Source organism: Mesorhizobium sp. M7A.F.Ca.MR.176.00.0.0 (assembly GCF_004023165.1).
Lineage (GTDB): Bacteria > Pseudomonadota > Alphaproteobacteria > Rhizobiales > Rhizobiaceae > Mesorhizobium.
Genome location: NZ_RZTC01000022.1, coordinates 38,189 through 57,408, shown reverse-complemented (window position 1 = coordinate 57,408; position 19,220 = coordinate 38,189). Strand labels below are relative to the sequence as shown.

Genomic DNA, 19,220 nt, shown 5'->3' with positions numbered 1-19,220 from the left:
CGGTTACCTGGCAGCGTCAAGGTTTGCCGACAGCACGGCGGCCGCCATCGCGATGTCCTCTTCTATGAAGACCCGCACAGTGGGGCCGCTGCGCTGCTCCAGTGCGGCGACGATCTCGCGATGCGCGTCGTTGGAGTGCGGGATGTAGCGATCGGCCTGCATCAGCAGCTTGAGATAAGGCCCAACCCGCCCCCAGAGGTCGCGGATCATGTTCAAAAGGATCGGCGCGCCGGCATGCTGGTAGATGGCGAAGTGGAACGCCTCGTTCAACGAGAGATAGGCCCTGGCGTCGCCGGCCTCGATGGCACGCTGCATGGCGGCGAGCGTCGCCTGTATGTCAGCCAGCCCGCTTTCGCTCATCCTGGTCGCCGCCATCTCGCCCGCCAGTCCCTCGACGGCGATACGGATGCGCGTCAGTTCCTCGAAGGCAGGCGCGGACAGCAACGGCACGATGACCGAGCGGTTGTTCTGCATCTCGAGCAGTCGCTCGGCGACAAGCCGCTGCAGCGCCTCGCGGATTGGCGTGGTCGAGATGCCGAACGTCTCGGCGAGCTTGCGTATAACCAGCGTCTGCCCCGGGCTGAAGCCGCCTGAAATCAACTCCTGCTTGAGCGCGCCATAGGCGCGGTCATTCAGGGTTTGATGTTCGAGCTTAAGCATGCGCGGCGCGCTCCGATCACCAGTTCGACAAAGCGCGATCGAGCGTCTCAGCCAGTTGCTCGGCGTTGTCCCTGGCAAACGGCAGTGGCGGCCTGATCTTCAGCACATTGCCGTGCGGACCGCAGGACGAGATCAGCACGCCGTCCTCGCGCATGGCTTCGACGACCGCCGATGTCTTGGTGGCGGCCAGCGCCTCGTCACCGTCCGCCGTCAGCTCGACACCGAAATAGAGGCCGTTGTGCCTGATATCGGCGACCGCGCCATGCCGGCTCTGCAGGGCTCGCAGCAGCTCAGCCGTATAGGCGCCGACATTGCGCGCATTCTCGATCAGTCCTTCACCTTCGATCACCTCCAGAACGGCGAGGCCGACGGCGGCAGCGACCGGATTGCCGCCAAAAGTGTTGAAGTAACCGGTGTTCGAGCCGAAGGAGGCGACAAGTTGCGGCCGCACCAGCACGGCACCCATCGGGTGCCCATCGCCGATCGGCTTGCCCATCGTGATGATGTCGGGCTCGATTCCATAATTGGCGAAACCCCACATTCCCTGGCCAAGCCGGCCGAAGCCGGACTGGACTTCATCGGCGATGATGATGCCGCCGGCCTTTTTGACGTGATCCGCCGCTTCGCGCATCACCGCCGCATCCGGAAAGAAAATACCGTCGCTGGAAAAGGCCGAGTCGAGAAGCAGCGCTGCCGGCCGGATATTCTTTGCGCCCATGTCCTCGATGGCGGCCGCGACATTTCTGGCGAAATCATGCGCGGCCCGGCCATGGTCGCGGAACGTGTCCGGCGCTGTCACGGTGCGGTGCTGCGCGGGCACGCCCTTTGCCCCGACCGCCGCCGGCGACAGCTGCGCCGTCGCGATGGTGGCGCCGTGATAGGCAAAGTCGGTGATGATCACCCCGGTGCCGCCGCTGGAATGCTGGGCGATGCGGATGGCGAGGTCGTTGGCCTCGCTGCCGGTGCAGGTGAACATGGCATGGCCGAGGTGGGCCGGCACGGTGCCGAGAAGTTTCTCCGCGTAGTCGAGGATGATCTCGCTGAGATAGCGTGTGTGGGTGTTGAGCGTGGCGGCCTGCGCCGACAGCGCCTCGACGACACGCGGATGGCAGTGTCCGACCGAGGCGACGTTGTTATAGGCGTCGAGGAATCTGCGACCCTGGGCATCGTAGAGCCACACACCGCTGCCACGCACCAGATGGATCGGGTTGCGGTAGAAGGCGCGATAAGTCGGCCCGAGCAGCCTGGCGCGGCGCTCGAGCAGCGCGCGCTCCGATGCTGCCGCGTCGGCATTTGAAGGATATGGCGAGGACTGGGACACGAGCATTTACTCCGGATTGGAATTGTCGAGAAAATAGCGGCGGGCATCGGTGGATGACAGACCATCCAGCTTTTCAAGCGAGGCCCAGACCTCGGTGGCGAGGCGCAGCACATAGTCGCGCTTGGCCGGGAAGCGCTCGGCCTGCCAACTGGCGATATTGACGATGAGCGCAAGGCGGGCACGGATCAGATTGAAGAGAATGCTGATCTCTTCCTCCTCGAGCGGCTGCACGGACTGATAGCCGGCGACGAAGCGCGCGGCCGGCGCCAGCGGATGGCCTTCCGCCGGCCAGCGATAGACGGCGCCGATGGCGAGGTCGCAGATCAGCGGCGAATGGATCATGTCGCCGAAATCGAGGATGCCGCTGACGATCTCCGGCCGCGACGCGTCCATCACCACATTGTAGGAGTTCATGTCGTTGTGAACGATCTGCGCGCGCAGGGTGGGAATGACCGGCGCCGCATGCTGCTCGAAGGAGTCGATCGCGCGCTCGACCATCGCCCGCCGGCTCGGATCACTGATATGCGCCATCATCGGCCGTGTCTTGGCGACCTTGCGGATGTCCCAGAGCAGGTCGTTGCCAGCGGCCGGGTGGAAGAAGCCGCGCAGCGCCCGGCCAAGGCGGGCGAGGAAGACGCCGAGATTGCGATCCTGCGCATCGGAAGTCGGCGAGCGCGACAGCAGCTGACCGGGCAGATAAGTCACCAGCCGGATGATGCGCGGCGCCGATCCACCAACACTGGCCGCAAATTGCGCTTCGCCTTCAAGGCTTTTGCGCACCGAGGGAACCGGCAAGGTGGGGTCGACTGCAAGGATGTGGTCGAGCGCCTTGTTCTGGAAATCGGTGAAGCCGGCCTCTTCCGCCGGATGGGAGATCTTTAGAACGAACTCACGCTCGCCGTCGGCCTGGATGTGGAAATTGTGGTCGCGTTCGCCAGGCAGCGGACGCGCGGTGCCGGTCAGCCCATAGTACCGGCGCAGGATGGCGAGCGCTTCGGCCGCCGAAACATCAGGCGCGTCCTCGGCGAGTGTTTCGCCGAACGCATCGGGGACGGCCGCATTCATGGCTTAGCCTCGATAGGTTCAAGCCCGCACCAGTCGGCGATGAACAGCGCGATGGTCTGGGTGACCTTGCGCACCGAGTCGAGATCGACCGCCTCGTCATAACCATGCGGCATGCGGCAGATCGGGCCATAGACGATCGCCGGCGTGTCGGCATAGAGGCCGAAGAAGCGCGCATCGGTGGTCGCCGAGGTGACGTGCTCCGTCAGCGGCTCGCCCCAGACGGCGGTGTGGCTGCGGCGCAGCACGGCTTCCATCTCGTCGGCACCCTCCAGCACATAGCCTTCGGCCATGAAGCCGTTGTAGGTGAGGCTCGGCGGACGATTGGCCAGGAACGGATCGGCACGCGCCGCTTCGGCGATACAGGCCTCGAGCTCGGCTCTCGCGTCTTCGAGCCTCTGGCCGGGATAGGTGGCGACGCGCATCTCGAAGACACATCGCGCCGGAACGCTCGATGTCCATTCGCCCCCTTCGATCTTGCCGAGATTGAAGCGGATCGGGTGCGGGTGATCACGGAAATGCTTGTCGTCGACCTTGCGCGCATTCCAGACGATTTCGAGTTGCTTCAGCGCCTGGATGATCCCAAATGCCTTTTCAATGGCATTGGCCCCGGCCGAAAATGCACCCGACGCATGCTGCGGGTCGCCGTCGACCTCGACCCGGAACCAGATCGGCCCGACCTGTGCCCGCATCAGCCTCGGCTCCAGCGGTTCGGGAATGAAGGCGGCGTCGGCGCGGTAGCCGCGCTGCAGGCAGGCAAGCGCGCCATTGCCGGTGCATTCTTCCTCGACCACCGACTGGAGATACACGTTCGCGGCCGGCTGATAGCCAAGGCTGCGCAATGCGGCCAGCGCATAGAGGCAGGCGGACAGGCCGGCCTTCATGTCGCCGGCGCCACGGCCATGCATCCAGCCGTCCTCGATCACCGGGTCGTAGGGATCGCGCACCCAGCGGTCGAACGGTCCGGTCGGCACGACATCGATATGGCCGTTGAGGATCAGCGAGCGGCCGGTCGCGTTTCGCGGCGTATGCGTGGCAACGACATTGAAGGCGTCGTCATAAGAAACTGCCACGGGTGAAAAACCCGGCAGGTCGCGAATCGCATCGACATCGACGCGCCACATGTCGAGGGCATAGCCGTCAGCCTCAAAGGCAGCCGCCATGAACGATTGTGCGGCATGTTCCTCGCCACGCTGCGAAGGAAAACGCACGAGCTCTTGCAGAAACGCTACCTGCCGCGCGAAGCCGTGATCGACCGCGCTAAGAATGGCCTCGTCCGCAATCCGCTCAGGCATCATATTTCACTTTCTTCTGGATGGTGTATCATATCTCATATGCCATTCCTGTGAAATGCAAGAGGCATACGCGCCAAACTTTCAGTCCAGGGTTTGCCGTTCGATGCTGCCATGCTCTTGGGGAGTTGGCATCGGATGCAGCAAGCCGATACTGCTATCTCTGGAAGACATGACGGGGAATGCGTTGATCACCGAAGACACGATGCCGGCCGAAATCACCGATCTCGCCATTGGCTACCATCGCCTGCCGGCGGGCAAGCTTGCCAATGCGGTGACGTGGATGGAGGCGCGCTCGCCGCAGCCCGATCTCGCGCACCCCTTGGCCATGACACGGATCACGACGCCCCACTGCGCTTCCTATCGGGCGATCTTCCTCGAGATCGGCGCGCCCTGGCTTTGGGACCGTGTTTCCGAAATGTCCGATGCCGAAATCACCGAGCATTTCGCCGATCCACGCCAGCATCTCTACTACGGCCATGACGAGACCGGCGCGCATCTCGGTATGGTCGAATTCTTCGTCGCCGACAGCAGCGAGATCGAGATCACCTATTTTGGCCTGTTCCCGTCCCTGACCGGCAGGGGTTTCGGCAAACGGCTGATGGCCGGGGCACTGGACCTCGCATGGCGTCTCAACCCGAGCCGCATCTGGCTGCATACAAGCAGCTTCGATCATCACAGTGTCATCGGGTTCTACAGTGCCTGCGGGTTCGTGCCCTTCGCGACCGGATTTGAGATCGTCGACGATCCCCGGATCAAGGGAACCTTGCCGCGCGATGCCGCACCGCAGATTCCGCTGATCGAAACGGAGTGGAGCAATGGCAAGGGAGCCGCGCTTTCCCCGGAAAAGCGACAAGTTGCGCGGACCTAGATGAGAACAGCCCCGCAATCCGTCAGCCAAGCGTCGCCGCACCATCGCCGATGGGTTCGCCGCGAGACCATCCTGTCGACGCTGGAACGCCATATCGACACGCGCATCGTGCTGTTCGCCGCGCCCGCCGGCTTTGGTAAATCGACGACGATGGCGCAATGGGCCGCGGAAGTCGCGCGCCACGGCCGGCTGACCGCTTGGCTGTCTTGCGAAGCGACGGACAATGACGAGGGCGCCTTCCTGTCGCATCTGGTGGGCGCGCTGCGCCAACTGGTCCAGAGTCCGGCGGAACTCGATCTTGCCTTCCAGTCGAGCCCGATCCCCCAGCTCGATGTCGTGCTCTCGGCACTTGTGGCGGGTCTGGCGGCGCGCGAGGCCGACATCACCATGTTCTTCGACGACTACCACGCCGTCGAGGCGACGGCGGTGAAGCGGTTCATGGAGCGTCTGACCCGGCAGGCGCCAGCAAACGTCGCCTTCGTCATCGGCTCGCGCAGCCTGCCCGATCTGCAACTCGGCAAGCTCAGGGTGCTGGGCGACGTCTTCGAAATCGGCCCCGACGATCTGCGTTTCGCCTCGTCCGAGGCCGAGGCTTTCTTCAACGAGAAGCTGGGCCTGAGCGTCAGCAGCGGTGCGGTGGAAACCCTGTGCTCGCGCACCGAAGGATGGGCCGCCGGCCTGCAACTGGCCTCGCTGTCGCTGAGTGCCGCACATGCACCCGAAACCGTCATCGGCAACTTCACCGGCGCCAACCGAAACGTCGCCGACTTCCTGATGGGCGAAGTGTTCCTGGAACTGCCGCCGGCAATCGCAAAATTCCTGCTCTACAGTTCGATCTTCGAACGCTTCAGTGCCGAGGCCTGCCGAGCGGTGATGCGGGCGCCCGATGCCGAGGCGGCGATTACCGAGGTCGAGACGCGCAACCTGTTCCTGGTGCCGCTCGACGAAGAACGGCGCTGGTTCCGCTACCATCATCTGTTCCGCGATTTCCTCAGCCGCGAAATGGAGCGGCGCGAACCGGAGATGATCGCGCCGCTGCATCTGGCGGCCGCCGAATGGTTCGGCGAGCGCAAGATGCTGACAGAGGCGATCGGGCACGCGTTGGCCGCCGGCGACCAGGCCCGCGCGGCGGTGTTCGTCGAGAACAATGCGCTCGACCTCATCGCCCAGTGCCAGCTCCTCTATGTGCGTCAGTTGCTTGCGCTGCTGCCGAGGACGCTGATTGACCAGCGCATCCGGCTGCAACTCGTCGTGCTGTGGCTGGCGGTGCACAGCAGCCAACCCGAGATTGCGCAGCAGACGCTTAGCAACGCGCGCAAGCTGGTCGAGGCCGGACCGGCCGACTGTAGTGACCCGGGCACCATGACCGGCACGACGATAAAGGCCGAGCTGGTGGTCCTTGCCGCTGCCGTGCACAGCACGCTGGAGCAGTTCGATCAGGCGCGCGACACAGCCCTTGCGGCCCTGCGCGTCATCGCGCCCGATGCCTGGTTCATGGAGGGCGCGACCGCCAACGTAATAGGCTACAACCTCTATGCGCTGGGCGACCTCGAAGGTGCCCGCGCCGCCATCGACGCGGCACGACGGGCGCACGAGCGAAGCGGCAGCCTGCTCGGCGTCACCATCGCCAATTGCTACATGGCCGTGATCGAGCGTTCGGCGGGCCGCCTGCCCGCCGCAGAGCGGCTGCTGCGCAACGCCATCATCGAGGCCAGGGCGCGGATCGGTGCAAACTCCTATGCCGAAGCCCTAGCCGGAACGCTGCTTGCCGAACTCGCCTACGAGACCAATGCGTCGGGCGAGGCGTTGACGCTGGTCGAGAATCTCGGACCGCAGATCGAAGGCGCTGCGGTCATCGTCTATCCCTTGGCCAGCGTGCCGACCTATGCCCGCGTGCTGCAGCTGACCGGCCGCACCGAAGCGGCACTGGATATGCTTGAGCGCGTCTATCAACGCGTGCGCGGCACCGTCTATCGCCGCCTGGCATCGATGATCGTGCATGACCGCATACGTGTGCTGCTCGACCAGAACCGCAATGTCGAGGCGCGCGCGCTGCTGACCGAGCATCGCGGCGAAGGGACCGAGGCTTCGATGGCCATCACCACAGCCAACGAGTTCGAGTTCTTCGCCGAAGGACGCCTGCTGACGGCCGAGAAATCCTATGCCGCGGCCGCCCGTATTTTCGACGAATTGTTGGTGCGAACGAAAAGCAGCGGGCGCATGCGCCGCCATATCCTCGCGCTGATCCTGCGCGCCAAGGCAGTCAGCGCCACCCATGACCAACGCGTGGCGGACCGTTATCTTCTCGAAGCACTTCGTCTTGCCCAGCCGTCAGGCTTCATCCGTTCCTTCGTCGACGAGGGAAGGCCTGTCGTCGAAGGGTTGAGGCGGCTGCGTGCGGCCCGGTCAAAGACCGATCCAGCACTGTCAGCCTATGCCACGCGCATCATCGACGCCGCGCAGACAATGCCTGTCGCGACACGCAAGCTGGCCGCACCAGCCGCTGAGAAGGAACAGCTCACCCAGCGCGAGGCCGAACTGCTGCGCTATCTCACTGAGGGCATGTCCAATCGCGATATCGCCTTGGCGCTGTCGGTGAGCGAAACCACGGTGAAATGGCACCTGAAGAACATTTTCGGCAAGCTTGCGGTATCCAACCGGGTGCAGGCGGTGCGCGCCGCGCAAGGGTCAGCAGGCGCCCATCCCCCTCCGAAAGGAGGGGTATAGAATAGCGGGCACAACCCCTCTTTCGGGTCGGGCCACATGATCGTCAGCCTGCTAGCGTCACCTGGTTTTCGGAGGACGCTGCGGATGGCGACAGGCTACGTTTTTCACGAACAGCTGATGTGGCACGACACCGGCTCCAGTGCCGACATGATGCCGCCCGGCCGTTTCGTGGAACCCGGCCGCCATCTGGAATCGCCTGGCTCGAAGCGCCGGCTGAACAATTTGATCCAGGTCAGCGGCCTGTCGCGCCATCTCGTCCCGATCATCCCCGAGCCGGTCTCGGTCGAAGACCTGCTGCGCGTGCACACGCAACGCCATGTCGACGATATCCGCATGCTGAGCGAGCGTGGCTCCGGTTTCGCCGGACCACAGGCGCCGATCGGTCTCAACAGCTTCGACATCGCGCTGCTGTCTGCCGGCACCACCTATGCCGCCATGCGCGCGGTGCTGACCGGCCGCGTCGACAATGCCTATGCGTTGGCGCGGCCGCCGGGGCATCATGCCGAACCCGACCAGGCGATGGGCAACTGCCTGTTCTCCAACATCGGCGTTGCTGTCCGCCGGCTGCAGCATGAAGGCCTGCTCGGGCGCGCGGCGATAGTCGACTGGGATGTGCATCACGGCAACGGCACCGAGACGGTGTTCTATTCCGACCCGTCGGTGCTGACCATTTCCCTGCATCAGGACAATCTCTACCCGACCGGGCGTGGTGCGCTGGCCGACAACGGCAAAGATGCCGGCGAAGGCTACAACATCAACATCCCGCTGCCGGCCGGCAGCGGCACCGGCGCCTATGAAGCGACCTTCGACCGCGTCGTCGCGCCGGCGCTGCGCGCCTACAGGCCGGACCTCGTCATCGTCGCGTCCGGCTTCGATGCGTCCGGCTTCGATCCGCTCGGCCGCATGATGCTCAACAGCGAATGCTTCAGGCGGCTCGCCGCGCGCATGGTGGCGCTGGCCGCCGAAACTTCGCAAGGGCGCCTGATGATGACCCATGAAGGCGGCTACTCCGAAGGCTATGTGCCGTTCTGCGGCCATGCCGTCATCGAGACGCTGGCCAATCACCGTACCGAAGTGGTCGATCCGCTGTCGGACCATATCGACGAGTGGGCTGGGCAGGATCTGCAGCCACACCAGGCTGCTGCGATCGATGCCGCGGAGGGGCTGCTCGCCGGCCTGCGCCAACGTCTCGCAAGCGCGGCCTGACGCGATGGATTTTCTCATCACCACGCTGCTCAACGCGCTGACGCTGATCAGCATCCTGATGCTGGTCGGGCTCGGGCTGGCGATCAGCTTCGGGCTGATGAACGTCACCAATTTGGCGCATGGCGAGTTCGTCACCGTCGGCGCCTTCGCTGTCTATTTCGTCCAGAGCATGGGCGGCTCTTTCTGGCTGGGCCTGGCCGCCGCGCCCATCGCCGGCGCGGTGGTCGGCTGCATCCTCGAATTCGCCATCATCCGCCATCTCTATTCCAGGCCTGTCTCGACCGTGCTCGCCACCTGGGGCGTCAGCCTGATCCTGCAGCAAGGGCTGGAACTGACCTTCGGCCTCGGCGCCAAGCCGGTGACGCCGCCGATCGAGGGCACGCTCGATCTCGTCTTCACCGTCTATCCGGCCTACCGGCTGATCCTGATCGGCATCGCCATGCTGACCTTGCTCGGCGTCATCCTGCTGATCAGCCGGACGCCCTTCGGCCTCGATATCCGAACCGTCATCCAGAACCGCGAGATGGCCGAGGGCGTCGGCATCAACACGCGGCGTACCTACGCCATTGCCTTCACCTTCGGCGCGGCCATCGCCGGGCTTGCCGGCGGACTGGTCGCGCCACTGGCGATCGTGCTGCCGCAGATGGGGGTGAACTATCTCGCCAACGCCTTCTTCGTCGTCATCGTCGGTGGCGTCGGCTCGATTGGCGGCCTTGTCGCCGGCAGCGTCTTCGTCGGCGGGATGACCAGCATCCTCAATTATCAGATCTCGCCGTCGCTGGCGCAGGCGATCGTGCTGCTGGCTGCTATCGTCGCTGTCCGTCTGCGGCCCAACGGTCTGTTCAACGGAGCGTCGCGATGATCGCCCGTGATCGCAACTGGCTGCTGATCTTCGCCACCTGCGTGGCGCTCGCGATCATCTATCCGTTCTTTGCCGGCGGCTATCAGCTGACGGTGATCCGCGACGCGCTGATCTTCGGCCTTTTCGCGGCGAGCCTCGACTTCTTCTGGGGCCGCACCGGAATCCTGTGTTTCGGCCACGCCGCCTTTTTCGGCATCGGCGGCTACATCATGGCGCTGGTCACACTCAATGATGCCATCCCCTTTGGAAGCTTACTCGGCATCATGGGTGCGGTGGCGGGTGCGGCCTTCGTCGCCGCCATCATCGGCTACTTCCTGTTCTTCGGCGGCATCCGTGGCAGCTATTTCACCATCGTCACGCTGGCCATGGGCGTCATCTGCCAGCAGGCCGCGGTCTCCTGGAGCTCGGTTACCGGCGGCGACAGCGGCCTGATCGGCATCCCGCCGATCGAGTTCGATCTTGGCGGGCTGCACGTCGATCTCAGCCAGGATCTGCCCAGCTACATCTTCGTCTCGGCCATCGTCGCCATGACGGTGCTGGCGCTCTGGTTGATCAGCCGTGGCCGCTGGGGCACGGTGCTGACCGCCATTCAAGACAATGAAATCCGGGCGGCCGCGCTCGGCCACAATGCGCCGTTGCGGCTGCTTGTCACTTTCGTCCTGTCGGCGGCGATCGCCGGCCTTGCCGGCGCCCTCTATGTCTGCATGGCCGGGCTGGTGGCACCCGATCTGTCCGGGCTGCTTCTGTCGACGGAAGTTGTCGTCTGGGTGGCGGTCGGCGGACGCGGCACGCTGCTTGGGCCAGTACTGGGCGCCATCTTCATTCAGCGCGCGCAGCAGACGATCAGCAGCTTCAACCCGAGCCTATGGCCCCTTCTGCTCGGCTGTGTCTTCGTCATCATCGTCTTCGTCCTGCCGGATGGCATCCTGTCGATCTACGCGCGGCTGAAAGGCCTGTTCAAGGGCAGGAGGCGCGCGCAATGAGCGACATCCTGCTCCAGGCTGAAAATGTCGGTATCCGCTTTGGCGGACTGCAGGCGCTGGAGGCTTTGAACCTCACCGTACGAGACAAGGAGCTTTGCTGCATCATCGGGCCGAACGGCGCTGGCAAGAGCACTTTCCTCAACGTGCTGACCGGCACGCTGCGTCCGACCAGCGGCAGCGTGCGCTTCCTCGGCCATGACATCGCCGGATTGCCGCTGCATCGCATCGCCCGGCTCGGCATCGCCCGCAAATTCCAGATTCCCTCGGTCTTCCCGAACCTCTCGGTGGAGGACAATCTGAAGGTCGCGCGCTGGGGCGCGCCTTCGCCAGTGCGCCCGGTTGGTGAACTCTTGGAACTGGTCGCGCTCGGTAACCGTGCCGCCACGCTGGCCGGCGAGCTCGCGCATGGCCAGAAGCAATGGCTGGAGATCGGGATGGCGTTGGCCATAGAGCCGCGCCTGCTGTTGCTCGATGAACCCACTGCCGGCATGACGCCGCAGGAGACGCTGGCGACGGCGCAGATGCTGCTGCGCCTCAAGGGCGAGTTCTCGATTGTTGCCGTCGAGCACGACATCCGCTTCGTGCGGGCGCTGAACTGCGAGACGTTGGTGCTGCATCAGGGACGCCGGCTGCGCAGCGGTCCTTTCCATGACATCGAGACCGACGAGATGGTCCGCGATGTCTATCTGGGGAGGCGCTGATCATGCTGCGGACAATGGCGGTGTCGGCCGGCTACGGTCTGCTCCCCGTGCTGAACGGCATCGACCTCAGCGTCGCGCCGGGCGAAGTGATCGGCTTGCTCGGCCGCAACGGCGCCGGCAAGACGACGCTGTTGCGCGTCATCGCCGGCGGCTTGCGGGCAAGCGGCGGCGCCATAATCCTCCGCGACCAGGACCTCACCAACGCTCCGGCTTTCCGCCGCGCGCGCGCAGGCATCGCGCATGTGCCCCAGGGGCGCGGGATCTTTAACCAGCTGACGGTGCGGCAAAACCTGGAAGTCGGCACCCGCGCCGCCAAGGACCGTGGCGACGGCGGCATTCCGGCCGACATCTTCGGCTATTTTCCAATCCTGCGCGAACGCGAAGCGCAGGTCGCCGGCACGCTTTCGGGCGGCCAGCAGCAGATGCTGGCGATCGGCCGCGCACTCTGCGGTCTGCCGTCGGTGCTGCTGCTCGACGAGCCCTCGGAAGGCATCCAGCCGAACATCGTGCAGTCGATCGCCGAACTGGTGCCGCGCATAGCCCGCGAGCGCGGCATCGCGATCGTTCTGGTCGAACAGAATCTCGATCTCGTTCTCAAGGCATCGGACCGTTGTCTGGTGATGGAGAAGGGCAGGATCGTCCATGAAGGCGCGCCGGAGGCGTTCGCCGACGAGACCCTGCTCAAGGATTTGTTGGCTTTATAGGGCCCGCCCGAAGCGCGCCTGGACCTGTTGGCTTTGTAAGGCGTGCATGGGGCGCGCCTGGGACTGGAAGGGAACACAACAATGATAAGCAGAAGAACTGTCTTGAAATCCGGCGGCGCCGCGGCCGCCTTCGCCATCGTCGGCGCGCCGTCGATCCTGCGCGCCGCCGACACCGTCAAGGTCGGCCTGTCGATCCCGATCACCGGGCTGCAGGCGATCCTCGGCGAGACGCTGCTCAATTGCTACAAGTTGGCCGCCGCCGAGCTCAACGCCGCCAACGGCATTGGCGGACGCCAGGTCGAGCTCATCATCGAGGACAACCAGACCACGACCAAGGGCTCCATCGACAAGGCGCGCAAGCTCATCAACGAAGACAAGGTCGACGTGATCATGGGCACGATCATTTCGCCCGAGCGCAGCGCCACGCTGTCGGTCACCTCGAAGGCCAAGAAGCTGTTCTTCTACCCGACCAATTTCGAAGGCGGCGAATGCAACCGCTACTTCGTCGCCACCGGCCCGATCCCGATGCAGCAGGTCGACCCGATGATGCCGTGGGTGGCCGAGAACCTCGGCAAGACGATCTATGTCATGGCTTCGGACTATGCCTGGCCGCAGAAGATGACCGAGGCGATCACGGCGGCTTATGAGAAGGCCGGCGGCAAGATCATCGGCGCCGACTATTATCCGTTCGGCACCACCGATTTCGGCCCGGCCTTCCAGAAGATCAAGTCGCTGAAGCCCGACGTCGTCTGGTCGATGGTGGTCGGCAACGACGCCGTCACCCAGCTCAAGCAGTATCGCAGCTTCGACATCAAGCAGCCGCTGATCGCCCCGCTCGACGAGGTCTTCAACAAGGACGCGCTGCCGCCCGGCGTGGCGGCCGGCACCTATGCGCCGCAACCCTACTGGATGGCGCTTGACAACCCGGTCAACAAGAAGTTCATCTCGAGCTTCCGCGAGAAATTCGGCCAGGAGAAGATGGTCAACGGCATCGGCGAGGCCGGCTACAACGGCCTGCATCTCTATGCGCTGGCCGCCGAGAAGGCTGGATCATTGAAGGACGACGATGTGCTGGCCGCGCTGCCGTCGATCGAGTTCGACGCACCGCAAGGCAAGATCCGTGTCGACGCCACCAACAACCACACGCTGTGCCATTCCTATGTAGGCAAGGCGGCGGCCGACGGCATCGGCTACGAGATCGCTAAGGACTTCGGCACCATCGAGCCGGTGACGCCTTACTGCAAGGTGTAGGGTCTTCCGCCCAAGCAATCCTGACGGCGGCTTGTCGCTGCCGTCAGGGCGTCTGCGGCGCTGGCAGCCGCTCGCGCAGTTCGTCGACAAGCACCCTGGTGTTTTCGGAATAGTCGATGGGCACGACGACGAGATGCACGCCGCCGCCGGTGAAGGCCTGTTCCAGCACCGGCCGCAAGTCGGTGATCTCCGCAACCCTGGTCCCCTTGGCGCCATAGGCCTCGGCATACTTGACGAAATCGGGATTGCCGAAGGTCATGCCGAAATCCGGGAACGCATCGACCGCCTGCTTCCAGCGGATCATGCCGTAGGCGTGGTCCTCGAGCAGCAGGACGACCAGGTTGAGCTTGAGCCTGACGGCGGTTTCCAGTTCCTGGCTGTTCATCATGAACCCGCCATCGCCACAGATGGCCATGACACGGCGCTGCGGATAGAGCAGTGCCGCCATCATCGCCGACGGCAAGCCCGCGCCCATGGTGGCCAGCGCATTGTCGAGCAGGATCGTGTTTGCCATGCGCGTCCGGTAGTTGCGCGCGAACCAGATCTTGTACATGCCGTTGTCGAGAGCCAGGATTCCGTCCGCCGGCATCACGGCGCGCACGTCATGCACGATGCGCTGCGGCGTGAAACGGTCTTCGGTGGCGCGCGCGGCGATCCGGCTCAGAATGCCTTCCCGCAGCGGCAGCAAGGCCTGTGCGTTGGGGATCTTGCCCTCGATGCGGTCGGCCAACAGCGCCAGCGAAGGACCGAGGTCGCCAACGATTTCGGCTTGCGGGAAATAGACCTGCTCGACATCGGCTGAATGGTAGCCAACATGAATGACCTTCGGCCCCTTCGCTCCCATGATGAAGGGCGGCTTCTCCACGGTGTCGTGACCGATGGTGATGATCAGATCGGCCTGCTCGATGGCCTCGTGCACATAGTCGCGCTCCGAAAGGGCTGCCGTTCCCATATAGAGCTCCGTGCCGCCGGGCACGGTTCCCTTGCCCATCTGCGTGGTGAAATAGGGAATTTGCGTCCGCAGCACGAACTGCGCGACATCGGGGGTCACGCGCGGTCGCGACGCCGCCGCGCCGAACATCAACAGCGGACGCCTGGCTTCCATGATCATACGGGCGGCGCGATCAAGCGCGCCCGGGCTGGCCAGCGGCAGTTCGACGGGGTGCGTCGGCACCAGCGCGATCGGTTCACACTCGGCCGCCGCAATGTCTTCCGGCAGTTCAAGATGTACGGGGCCGGGACGCTCTTCCTGGGCGACACGGAAAGCTTCGCGCACCAGCGAGGGGATCATCTTCGGCGAGACGATCTGGCGCGACAGCTTGGTCAGCGGCTTCATCGCCGCGACGATATCGACGATCTGGAAGCGCGCTTGCCGGGATGACAGGATGCCCTTCTGGCCGGTGATCATGATCATCGGCATCGCGCCGAGCAGCGCATAGGCCGAACCGGTCGAAAGATTGAGCGCGCCTGGGCCAAGCGTGGTGATGCACACACCTGCCTTGCCGGTGAGCCTGCCATAGGTGGCGGCCATGAAAGCGGCTGCTTGCTCGTGGCGGGTCAGGATCAGCTGGATCGAGGAGCGGCGGATGGATTCGACGATATCGAGATTTTCTTCGCCGGGAATGCCGAAAATCCGTTCGACCCCTTCGTTCTCGAGGGCCGCGACGAACAAGTCCGAACCTTTGGTCATAAACTGTCTCTCCCGCAACATTCCGTCGGCCACCTTCATATGGCATCGGAATGCGACGCCTCAAAGAGGCATCTTCGGCCGCGGGTCAGAGCCGCGTGTTGCAGCTCGCCGCCTTCGGCGAAGCGAAAAGTTCCTTCGGCGCGGACCACTGGCTGACCGGCGCGCCGCGCGTGCCGGTGATCAGCGAGCGCAGTTCCGACAGATAGGTCTGCACGAAGAACGAGGTCTGGCTTTCCAGCGGCGTATAAGGGCCCGGCCGGTAGGCACGGGACATGATGCCGTCGGCATTGTCTTCGGTGATCTTCTTGTCCTGCACCGTGGTGACGTCCCACATCCAACTGATCGCATCGGCGTCGACGTCGTTATCGGCATCCTTGTCGACGAGCCAGGTCAGGATGACGTCTGTTTCCATGGCGTTGCGCGGTATCATCTGGAACAGCGTGACATAATCATTGGCAGCACTTGCCAACGACAGGCGTCCGAGGCGAAAGCCGCTTTCGCCGCCATCATAGGCGTGACGACCACCCATCAGGCACGAGACCCCCTCGCCCGTATTGGACAGCGTGTTACGGCCGGAGCCGATCGGCTTGCGGTGCATGGCAAACGGCATCGTGTCGAGGTCGCCTGCTTGCCATGCGCCCTTGTGGAACTCGGCATCGCCGATGACGCTGTGCCAGGCCTCGATTTCGTTCTGCCACTCGACCGCCTTGTCGGCATCGCGGGTCGCGGTCACTTTGACATGGCCGTTGACGCGGTAATATTCGGGATGAGCCGGCCGGCAGTGATAGCATTCGAGAAAGTTCTCGAGCACCAGCTTCCAGTTCGCCTTGGTCAGATAGTTCTTGCGTGCGACGATGCGTGCACGGTCGAGGCCGTTTTCGCACAACCCGGCGGTCAGCCCGTCCGCGACAGGCTGGATATCGGGCAACGAGTTGGCATCGAGGCCGCAGAACACGAGGCCGCCGAAACTTTTGCAGGGCACGCGGTGCAGTCCCAGCGCTTCCGGGTCGACGCTTGCTGGAAGGTCCTGCCGTGATTTCAGTTCGCCGGTCAGCCTGAACGACCAGGCATGATAGGGACAGACCAGAAGCTTGCCGCGACCATCTTTGGCGCAGAGCCGCGAGCCGCGATGGGTGCAGACATTGTAATAGGCCGCGATGTCGTCCTCGCCATCGCCGAAGCGCACGACGATGATCTCCTCGTCGAACAGCTGGCGCACGATGTAGCGGCCCTTTTCAGGCACCTCGCTGGAATGGGCGACAAGCATCCATTGGCGCGGAAACCACAAGTCCCGTTCCAGCGCGAAGATCGCCGGGTCGGCATAGAAGGCCTGTTCCAGCGACCAGTCCGGACGTTGCCGGTCGATCAGCCTGACGGTCTCGCTTCTATCGATAGGCTGGCTGTTCGGTGTGTAGGCCTGCACGGCAAACACCTTTCTGCTCGCTGGCGTTAGGATGATTTTTCGATAGAGTGTGCGATGCGGAAAGGCTTGTGGCAAATACAGAAATGATAGACCTCCATATCGAAAAGGCATGAATGCAGGTTCGGATCGTGAAAACCCTCAAGACATCGCTTCCCCTGCTGAACGCCATGGTCGTCTTCGAGGCTGCCGCCAGGCATGGCGGGCTGACGCTGGCCGCGCAGGAGCTCAACATCGCACAATCGGCGGTCAGCAGGCATGTCGCCAACCTCGAGCGCCAGTTGTCGGTCGAGCTGTTCACGCGCAAAGGCAACCGCGTCGCCGTCACCGGGGCCGGCAACACGCTGGCCGAAGCGATCCGCGAGGGTCTCGGCACCATCAGGCAAGCGGTCGAGGATTTGACCGCGCACGACAGCGATACATTCGTGGTCGGCTGCAGCCACGATTTCGCGCAGGCATGGCTGATGCCGCGCTTCGACCTCATCACATCGCGGGTGGCCGGCGACCGGGTGCTTTTGCAGACATCCACCGATTACAGGGATTTCGACCAGCCCGAAGTGGCGCTGTCGATCCGTTTCGGCGAAGCCGGGCAATGGCCCGAATTCGTGGCCGACAAACTGCTCGACGGCGAATGGTTCCCGGTTTGCGCACCGGCGTTCCTGGCGCGTTACCCGGGGCTCGCCTCGGAGGACCCCGAGGCTTTCCTGGCGGTGCCGCTGCTGCACCAGGTGACGCCGCCCGGCGCGATCGACAGTTGGCAGTCATGGATCGGAACCGAGCGGAAACTCGATGGGCCTCGGTTCACCAGCTACATGTCGATGATCCATGAAACCATCGCCGGGCGCGGCGCGGCACTCGCCTGGGCGGGGTTTGCCGACGAGCATCTGCGCCGCGGCCAGCTCGTTCGGCTGACGAAGGCCTCGCGTCGCCACGCCGGCTCCTTCCACATCGTCATGAGGAAGAATGCCGGCCCGGTGGTCAGGGCGGTGGCGCAGGCGCTGCTGGCCAGCGTCGGCGACAGCTTGCAGGCAAGCGTCGGCGACAGCTGACAGATCAGGCCTCGCGACCAAACCGCGACGCTTCATGACGCGCGCCCCAGGCCGGCATGGCGGCCTCGATCTCGGCCTCCGACTTGAAGGCATCGGAGGCGTAGCGATCGACACGGAACCGCTCGGCGGAAACGAACGGGGTGTGCCCGAGGACCAGTTCGCAGGATAGCCGGCCAAGACCCGGTCCATGGGTGACGCCGCTCTCATTGTCGCCGCCGACGACCACGACATTGTCGCTGCCGGGCACCTTGCCGACGACAAGGCCGTTGTCGGGCGTGTAGCACGGCACGCCTTGCGCCCAGCTCGCGATCGTCGAACCGCGCAGCGGCGGGAACACAGTCTGCAACTCGGCAAGCTCCTGCTCGGAGGTCTCCCGCATCAGCTCGATATTGTGCGGCTGGCCAGGTTCGATCTCGTTGTCGTCGGTCTTGTAGAGAGGTTTGTAATGCCGGCCGGTTCCCCACATGACGGCGCCGAATGTTTCGCGCAGCCACAGCCGCAATTCGCGGCACTGGACCGTGGGAATGGTCGACGGCAGCCCGCGATCGTCGGTGACGATGCGCGTTGCGACGACGCGCAGCAGCGGCAACTTCCAGCCGAGGCCTGACATGACCTGGTTGTTCCAGGCGCCGGCGGCAACGATCACGCCGTCAGCCTCAAGGCTGCCCTGATCGGTCTCGATGGTCACCCGGTCACCGGCATCATGGACGGCCGTTACGCGTGTGCCGCTGCAAAAAACACCGCCGAGCTCGCTGATCTGGCCGGTCAGTACCCCCATCGCCAGCTTGGTGTCGAGCTGGATGCCATGCGGATTGTAGGCGGCCGAATGGACCCGCGCCGGATCGATGAGGCCCTGCATCTTCTGGCCGATCTGCGCGGCGTTCAAATCCTGCATTTCCGGTGGGGCATAGGGTGAGTCCAGCACCGGTCGGACGAAACGCTCGCGCCCTTCCTCGGTCAGCGCCATGATCAAGGTGCCGTTTGGCCGATAACCGATCTCGACGCCGACCTCGTGCAGCCTGCGATAGAAATCGAGGCCATATTGCTGCAGTTGAAGGCCTTCTTCACCGAGCGGGATCATGCCGGCGGACCAATGGGAGACGAAGCCCGCGCCGGCGCTGGTGGTCGCGGCACCCGGCTGGCCGGCATCGATGACCGTCACCCGGCGCACGCCGGACCGCAGCAAATGGAAAGCCGCGCTGCAACCGATAATGCCGCCGCCGATCACGGCGATATGCCTGCTATCGCTCCCGCCATGGCTTCCGTTTGAGCTCATCTTTGTTCTCCCTTTGCCGATGGTCCGGTCGGAGCGACATGCAGCGACGGCGACCATACAGGCCCGTTCGGAGCTGTCTAGACACATGTGTCTGTGGCCTGATACTTGATGCGCACTGCATCTGGATCGCACGTCCGGAACGCTG

General features: G+C 64.1%; 16 protein-coding genes. 9 read left to right on the top strand and 7 right to left on the bottom strand.

From position 1 onward, the window contains the following. Positions 1-3: 3 nt before the first annotated feature. The 4 genes from EOB59_RS10310 to EOB59_RS10295 are packed head-to-tail and all read right to left on the bottom strand — an operon-like array spanning position 4 to position 4,338. Positions 4-660 (bottom strand): GntR family transcriptional regulator, encoded by a 657-nt coding sequence (locus tag EOB59_RS10310; RefSeq protein WP_128288304.1) that lies wholly within the window; start codon positions 658-660, stop codon positions 4-6. 16 nt (positions 661-676) lie between these two features. Next, positions 677-1,987 (bottom strand): aspartate aminotransferase family protein, encoded by a 1,311-nt coding sequence (locus EOB59_RS10305; RefSeq protein WP_164895622.1) that lies wholly within the window; start codon positions 1,985-1,987, stop codon positions 677-679. Continuing rightward, positions 1,988-3,046 (bottom strand): phosphotransferase, encoded by a 1,059-nt coding sequence (locus tag EOB59_RS10300; protein ID WP_128288303.1) that lies wholly within the window; start codon positions 3,044-3,046, stop codon positions 1,988-1,990. It lies immediately after the preceding gene. Then, complete coding sequence (locus tag EOB59_RS10295; protein ID WP_164895621.1) at positions 3,043-4,338, bottom strand: ArgE/DapE family deacylase; 1,296 nt, start codon at positions 4,336-4,338, stop codon at positions 3,043-3,045. Before EOB59_RS10295 ends, EOB59_RS10300 begins: the two co-directional genes overlap by 4 nt. A 169-nt stretch (positions 4,339-4,507) precedes the next feature. Between EOB59_RS10295 and EOB59_RS10290 the strand changes: the two genes are divergently transcribed. The 8 genes from EOB59_RS10290 to EOB59_RS10255 all read left to right on the top strand — a co-directional run bounded on the left by EOB59_RS10290 (position 4,508) and on the right by EOB59_RS10255 (position 13,640). Then, entirely contained in the window at positions 4,508-5,206 is a 699-nt protein-coding gene (locus EOB59_RS10290; RefSeq protein ID WP_128288301.1) for a GNAT family N-acetyltransferase, read from the top strand. Next, positions 5,207-7,933, top strand: coding sequence for a LuxR C-terminal-related transcriptional regulator (locus EOB59_RS10285; protein WP_128288300.1), 2,727 nt, complete (start codon positions 5,207-5,209; stop codon positions 7,931-7,933). It abuts the gene before it with no gap. Between the two features lie 84 nt (positions 7,934-8,017). Then, a complete protein-coding gene (locus EOB59_RS10280; RefSeq protein ID WP_128288299.1) occupies positions 8,018-9,139 on the top strand; it encodes a class II histone deacetylase in 1,122 nt (373 codons plus the stop codon). 4 nt (positions 9,140-9,143) lie between these two features. Continuing rightward, the gene (gene urtB, locus EOB59_RS10275) at positions 9,144-10,001 is read left to right on the top strand and encodes an urea ABC transporter permease subunit UrtB (RefSeq protein WP_128288298.1); all 858 of its coding nucleotides are present in this window, start codon (positions 9,144-9,146) and stop codon (positions 9,999-10,001) included. Beyond that, positions 9,998-10,984 (top strand): branched-chain amino acid ABC transporter permease, encoded by a 987-nt coding sequence (locus EOB59_RS10270; protein ID WP_127811111.1) that lies wholly within the window; start codon positions 9,998-10,000, stop codon positions 10,982-10,984. The genes urtB and EOB59_RS10270 overlap by 4 nt, the downstream gene beginning before the upstream one ends. Further along, positions 10,981-11,685, top strand: a complete 705-nt coding sequence (locus tag EOB59_RS10265) for an ATP-binding cassette domain-containing protein (RefSeq protein WP_127327022.1) — start codon at positions 10,981-10,983, stop codon at positions 11,683-11,685. The genes EOB59_RS10270 and EOB59_RS10265 overlap by 4 nt, the downstream gene beginning before the upstream one ends. A gap of 2 nt (positions 11,686-11,687) precedes the next feature. Next, positions 11,688-12,389: an ABC transporter ATP-binding protein gene (locus EOB59_RS10260; RefSeq protein ID WP_127811113.1), complete on the top strand. Its 702-nt coding sequence runs from the start codon at positions 11,688-11,690 to the stop codon at positions 12,387-12,389. Positions 12,390-12,470: 81 nt separating this feature from the next. Further along, complete coding sequence (locus tag EOB59_RS10255) at positions 12,471-13,640, top strand: substrate-binding protein (RefSeq protein WP_127327020.1); 1,170 nt, start codon at positions 12,471-12,473, stop codon at positions 13,638-13,640. 43 nt (positions 13,641-13,683) lie between these two features. Here EOB59_RS10255 and EOB59_RS10250 read toward each other — a convergent pair whose 3' ends face one another. Continuing rightward, positions 13,684-15,330 (bottom strand): acetolactate synthase large subunit, encoded by a 1,647-nt coding sequence (locus tag EOB59_RS10250; RefSeq protein WP_128288297.1) that lies wholly within the window; start codon positions 15,328-15,330, stop codon positions 13,684-13,686. Between the two features lie 85 nt (positions 15,331-15,415). After that, positions 15,416-16,753, bottom strand: coding sequence for an aromatic ring-hydroxylating dioxygenase subunit alpha (locus tag EOB59_RS10245; protein WP_164895619.1), 1,338 nt, complete (start codon positions 16,751-16,753; stop codon positions 15,416-15,418). Between the two features lie 113 nt (positions 16,754-16,866). Here EOB59_RS10245 and EOB59_RS10240 point away from each other — a divergent pair, with 113 nt between their 5' ends. Then, positions 16,867-17,799 (top strand): LysR family transcriptional regulator, encoded by a 933-nt coding sequence (locus tag EOB59_RS10240; protein ID WP_206622038.1) that lies wholly within the window; start codon positions 16,867-16,869, stop codon positions 17,797-17,799. Positions 17,800-17,803: 4 nt separating this feature from the next. Here EOB59_RS10240 and EOB59_RS10235 read toward each other — a convergent pair whose 3' ends face one another. Next, positions 17,804-19,075 (bottom strand): FAD-binding oxidoreductase, encoded by a 1,272-nt coding sequence (locus tag EOB59_RS10235; RefSeq protein WP_128288294.1) that lies wholly within the window; start codon positions 19,073-19,075, stop codon positions 17,804-17,806. Positions 19,076-19,220: the final 145 nt, after the last annotated feature.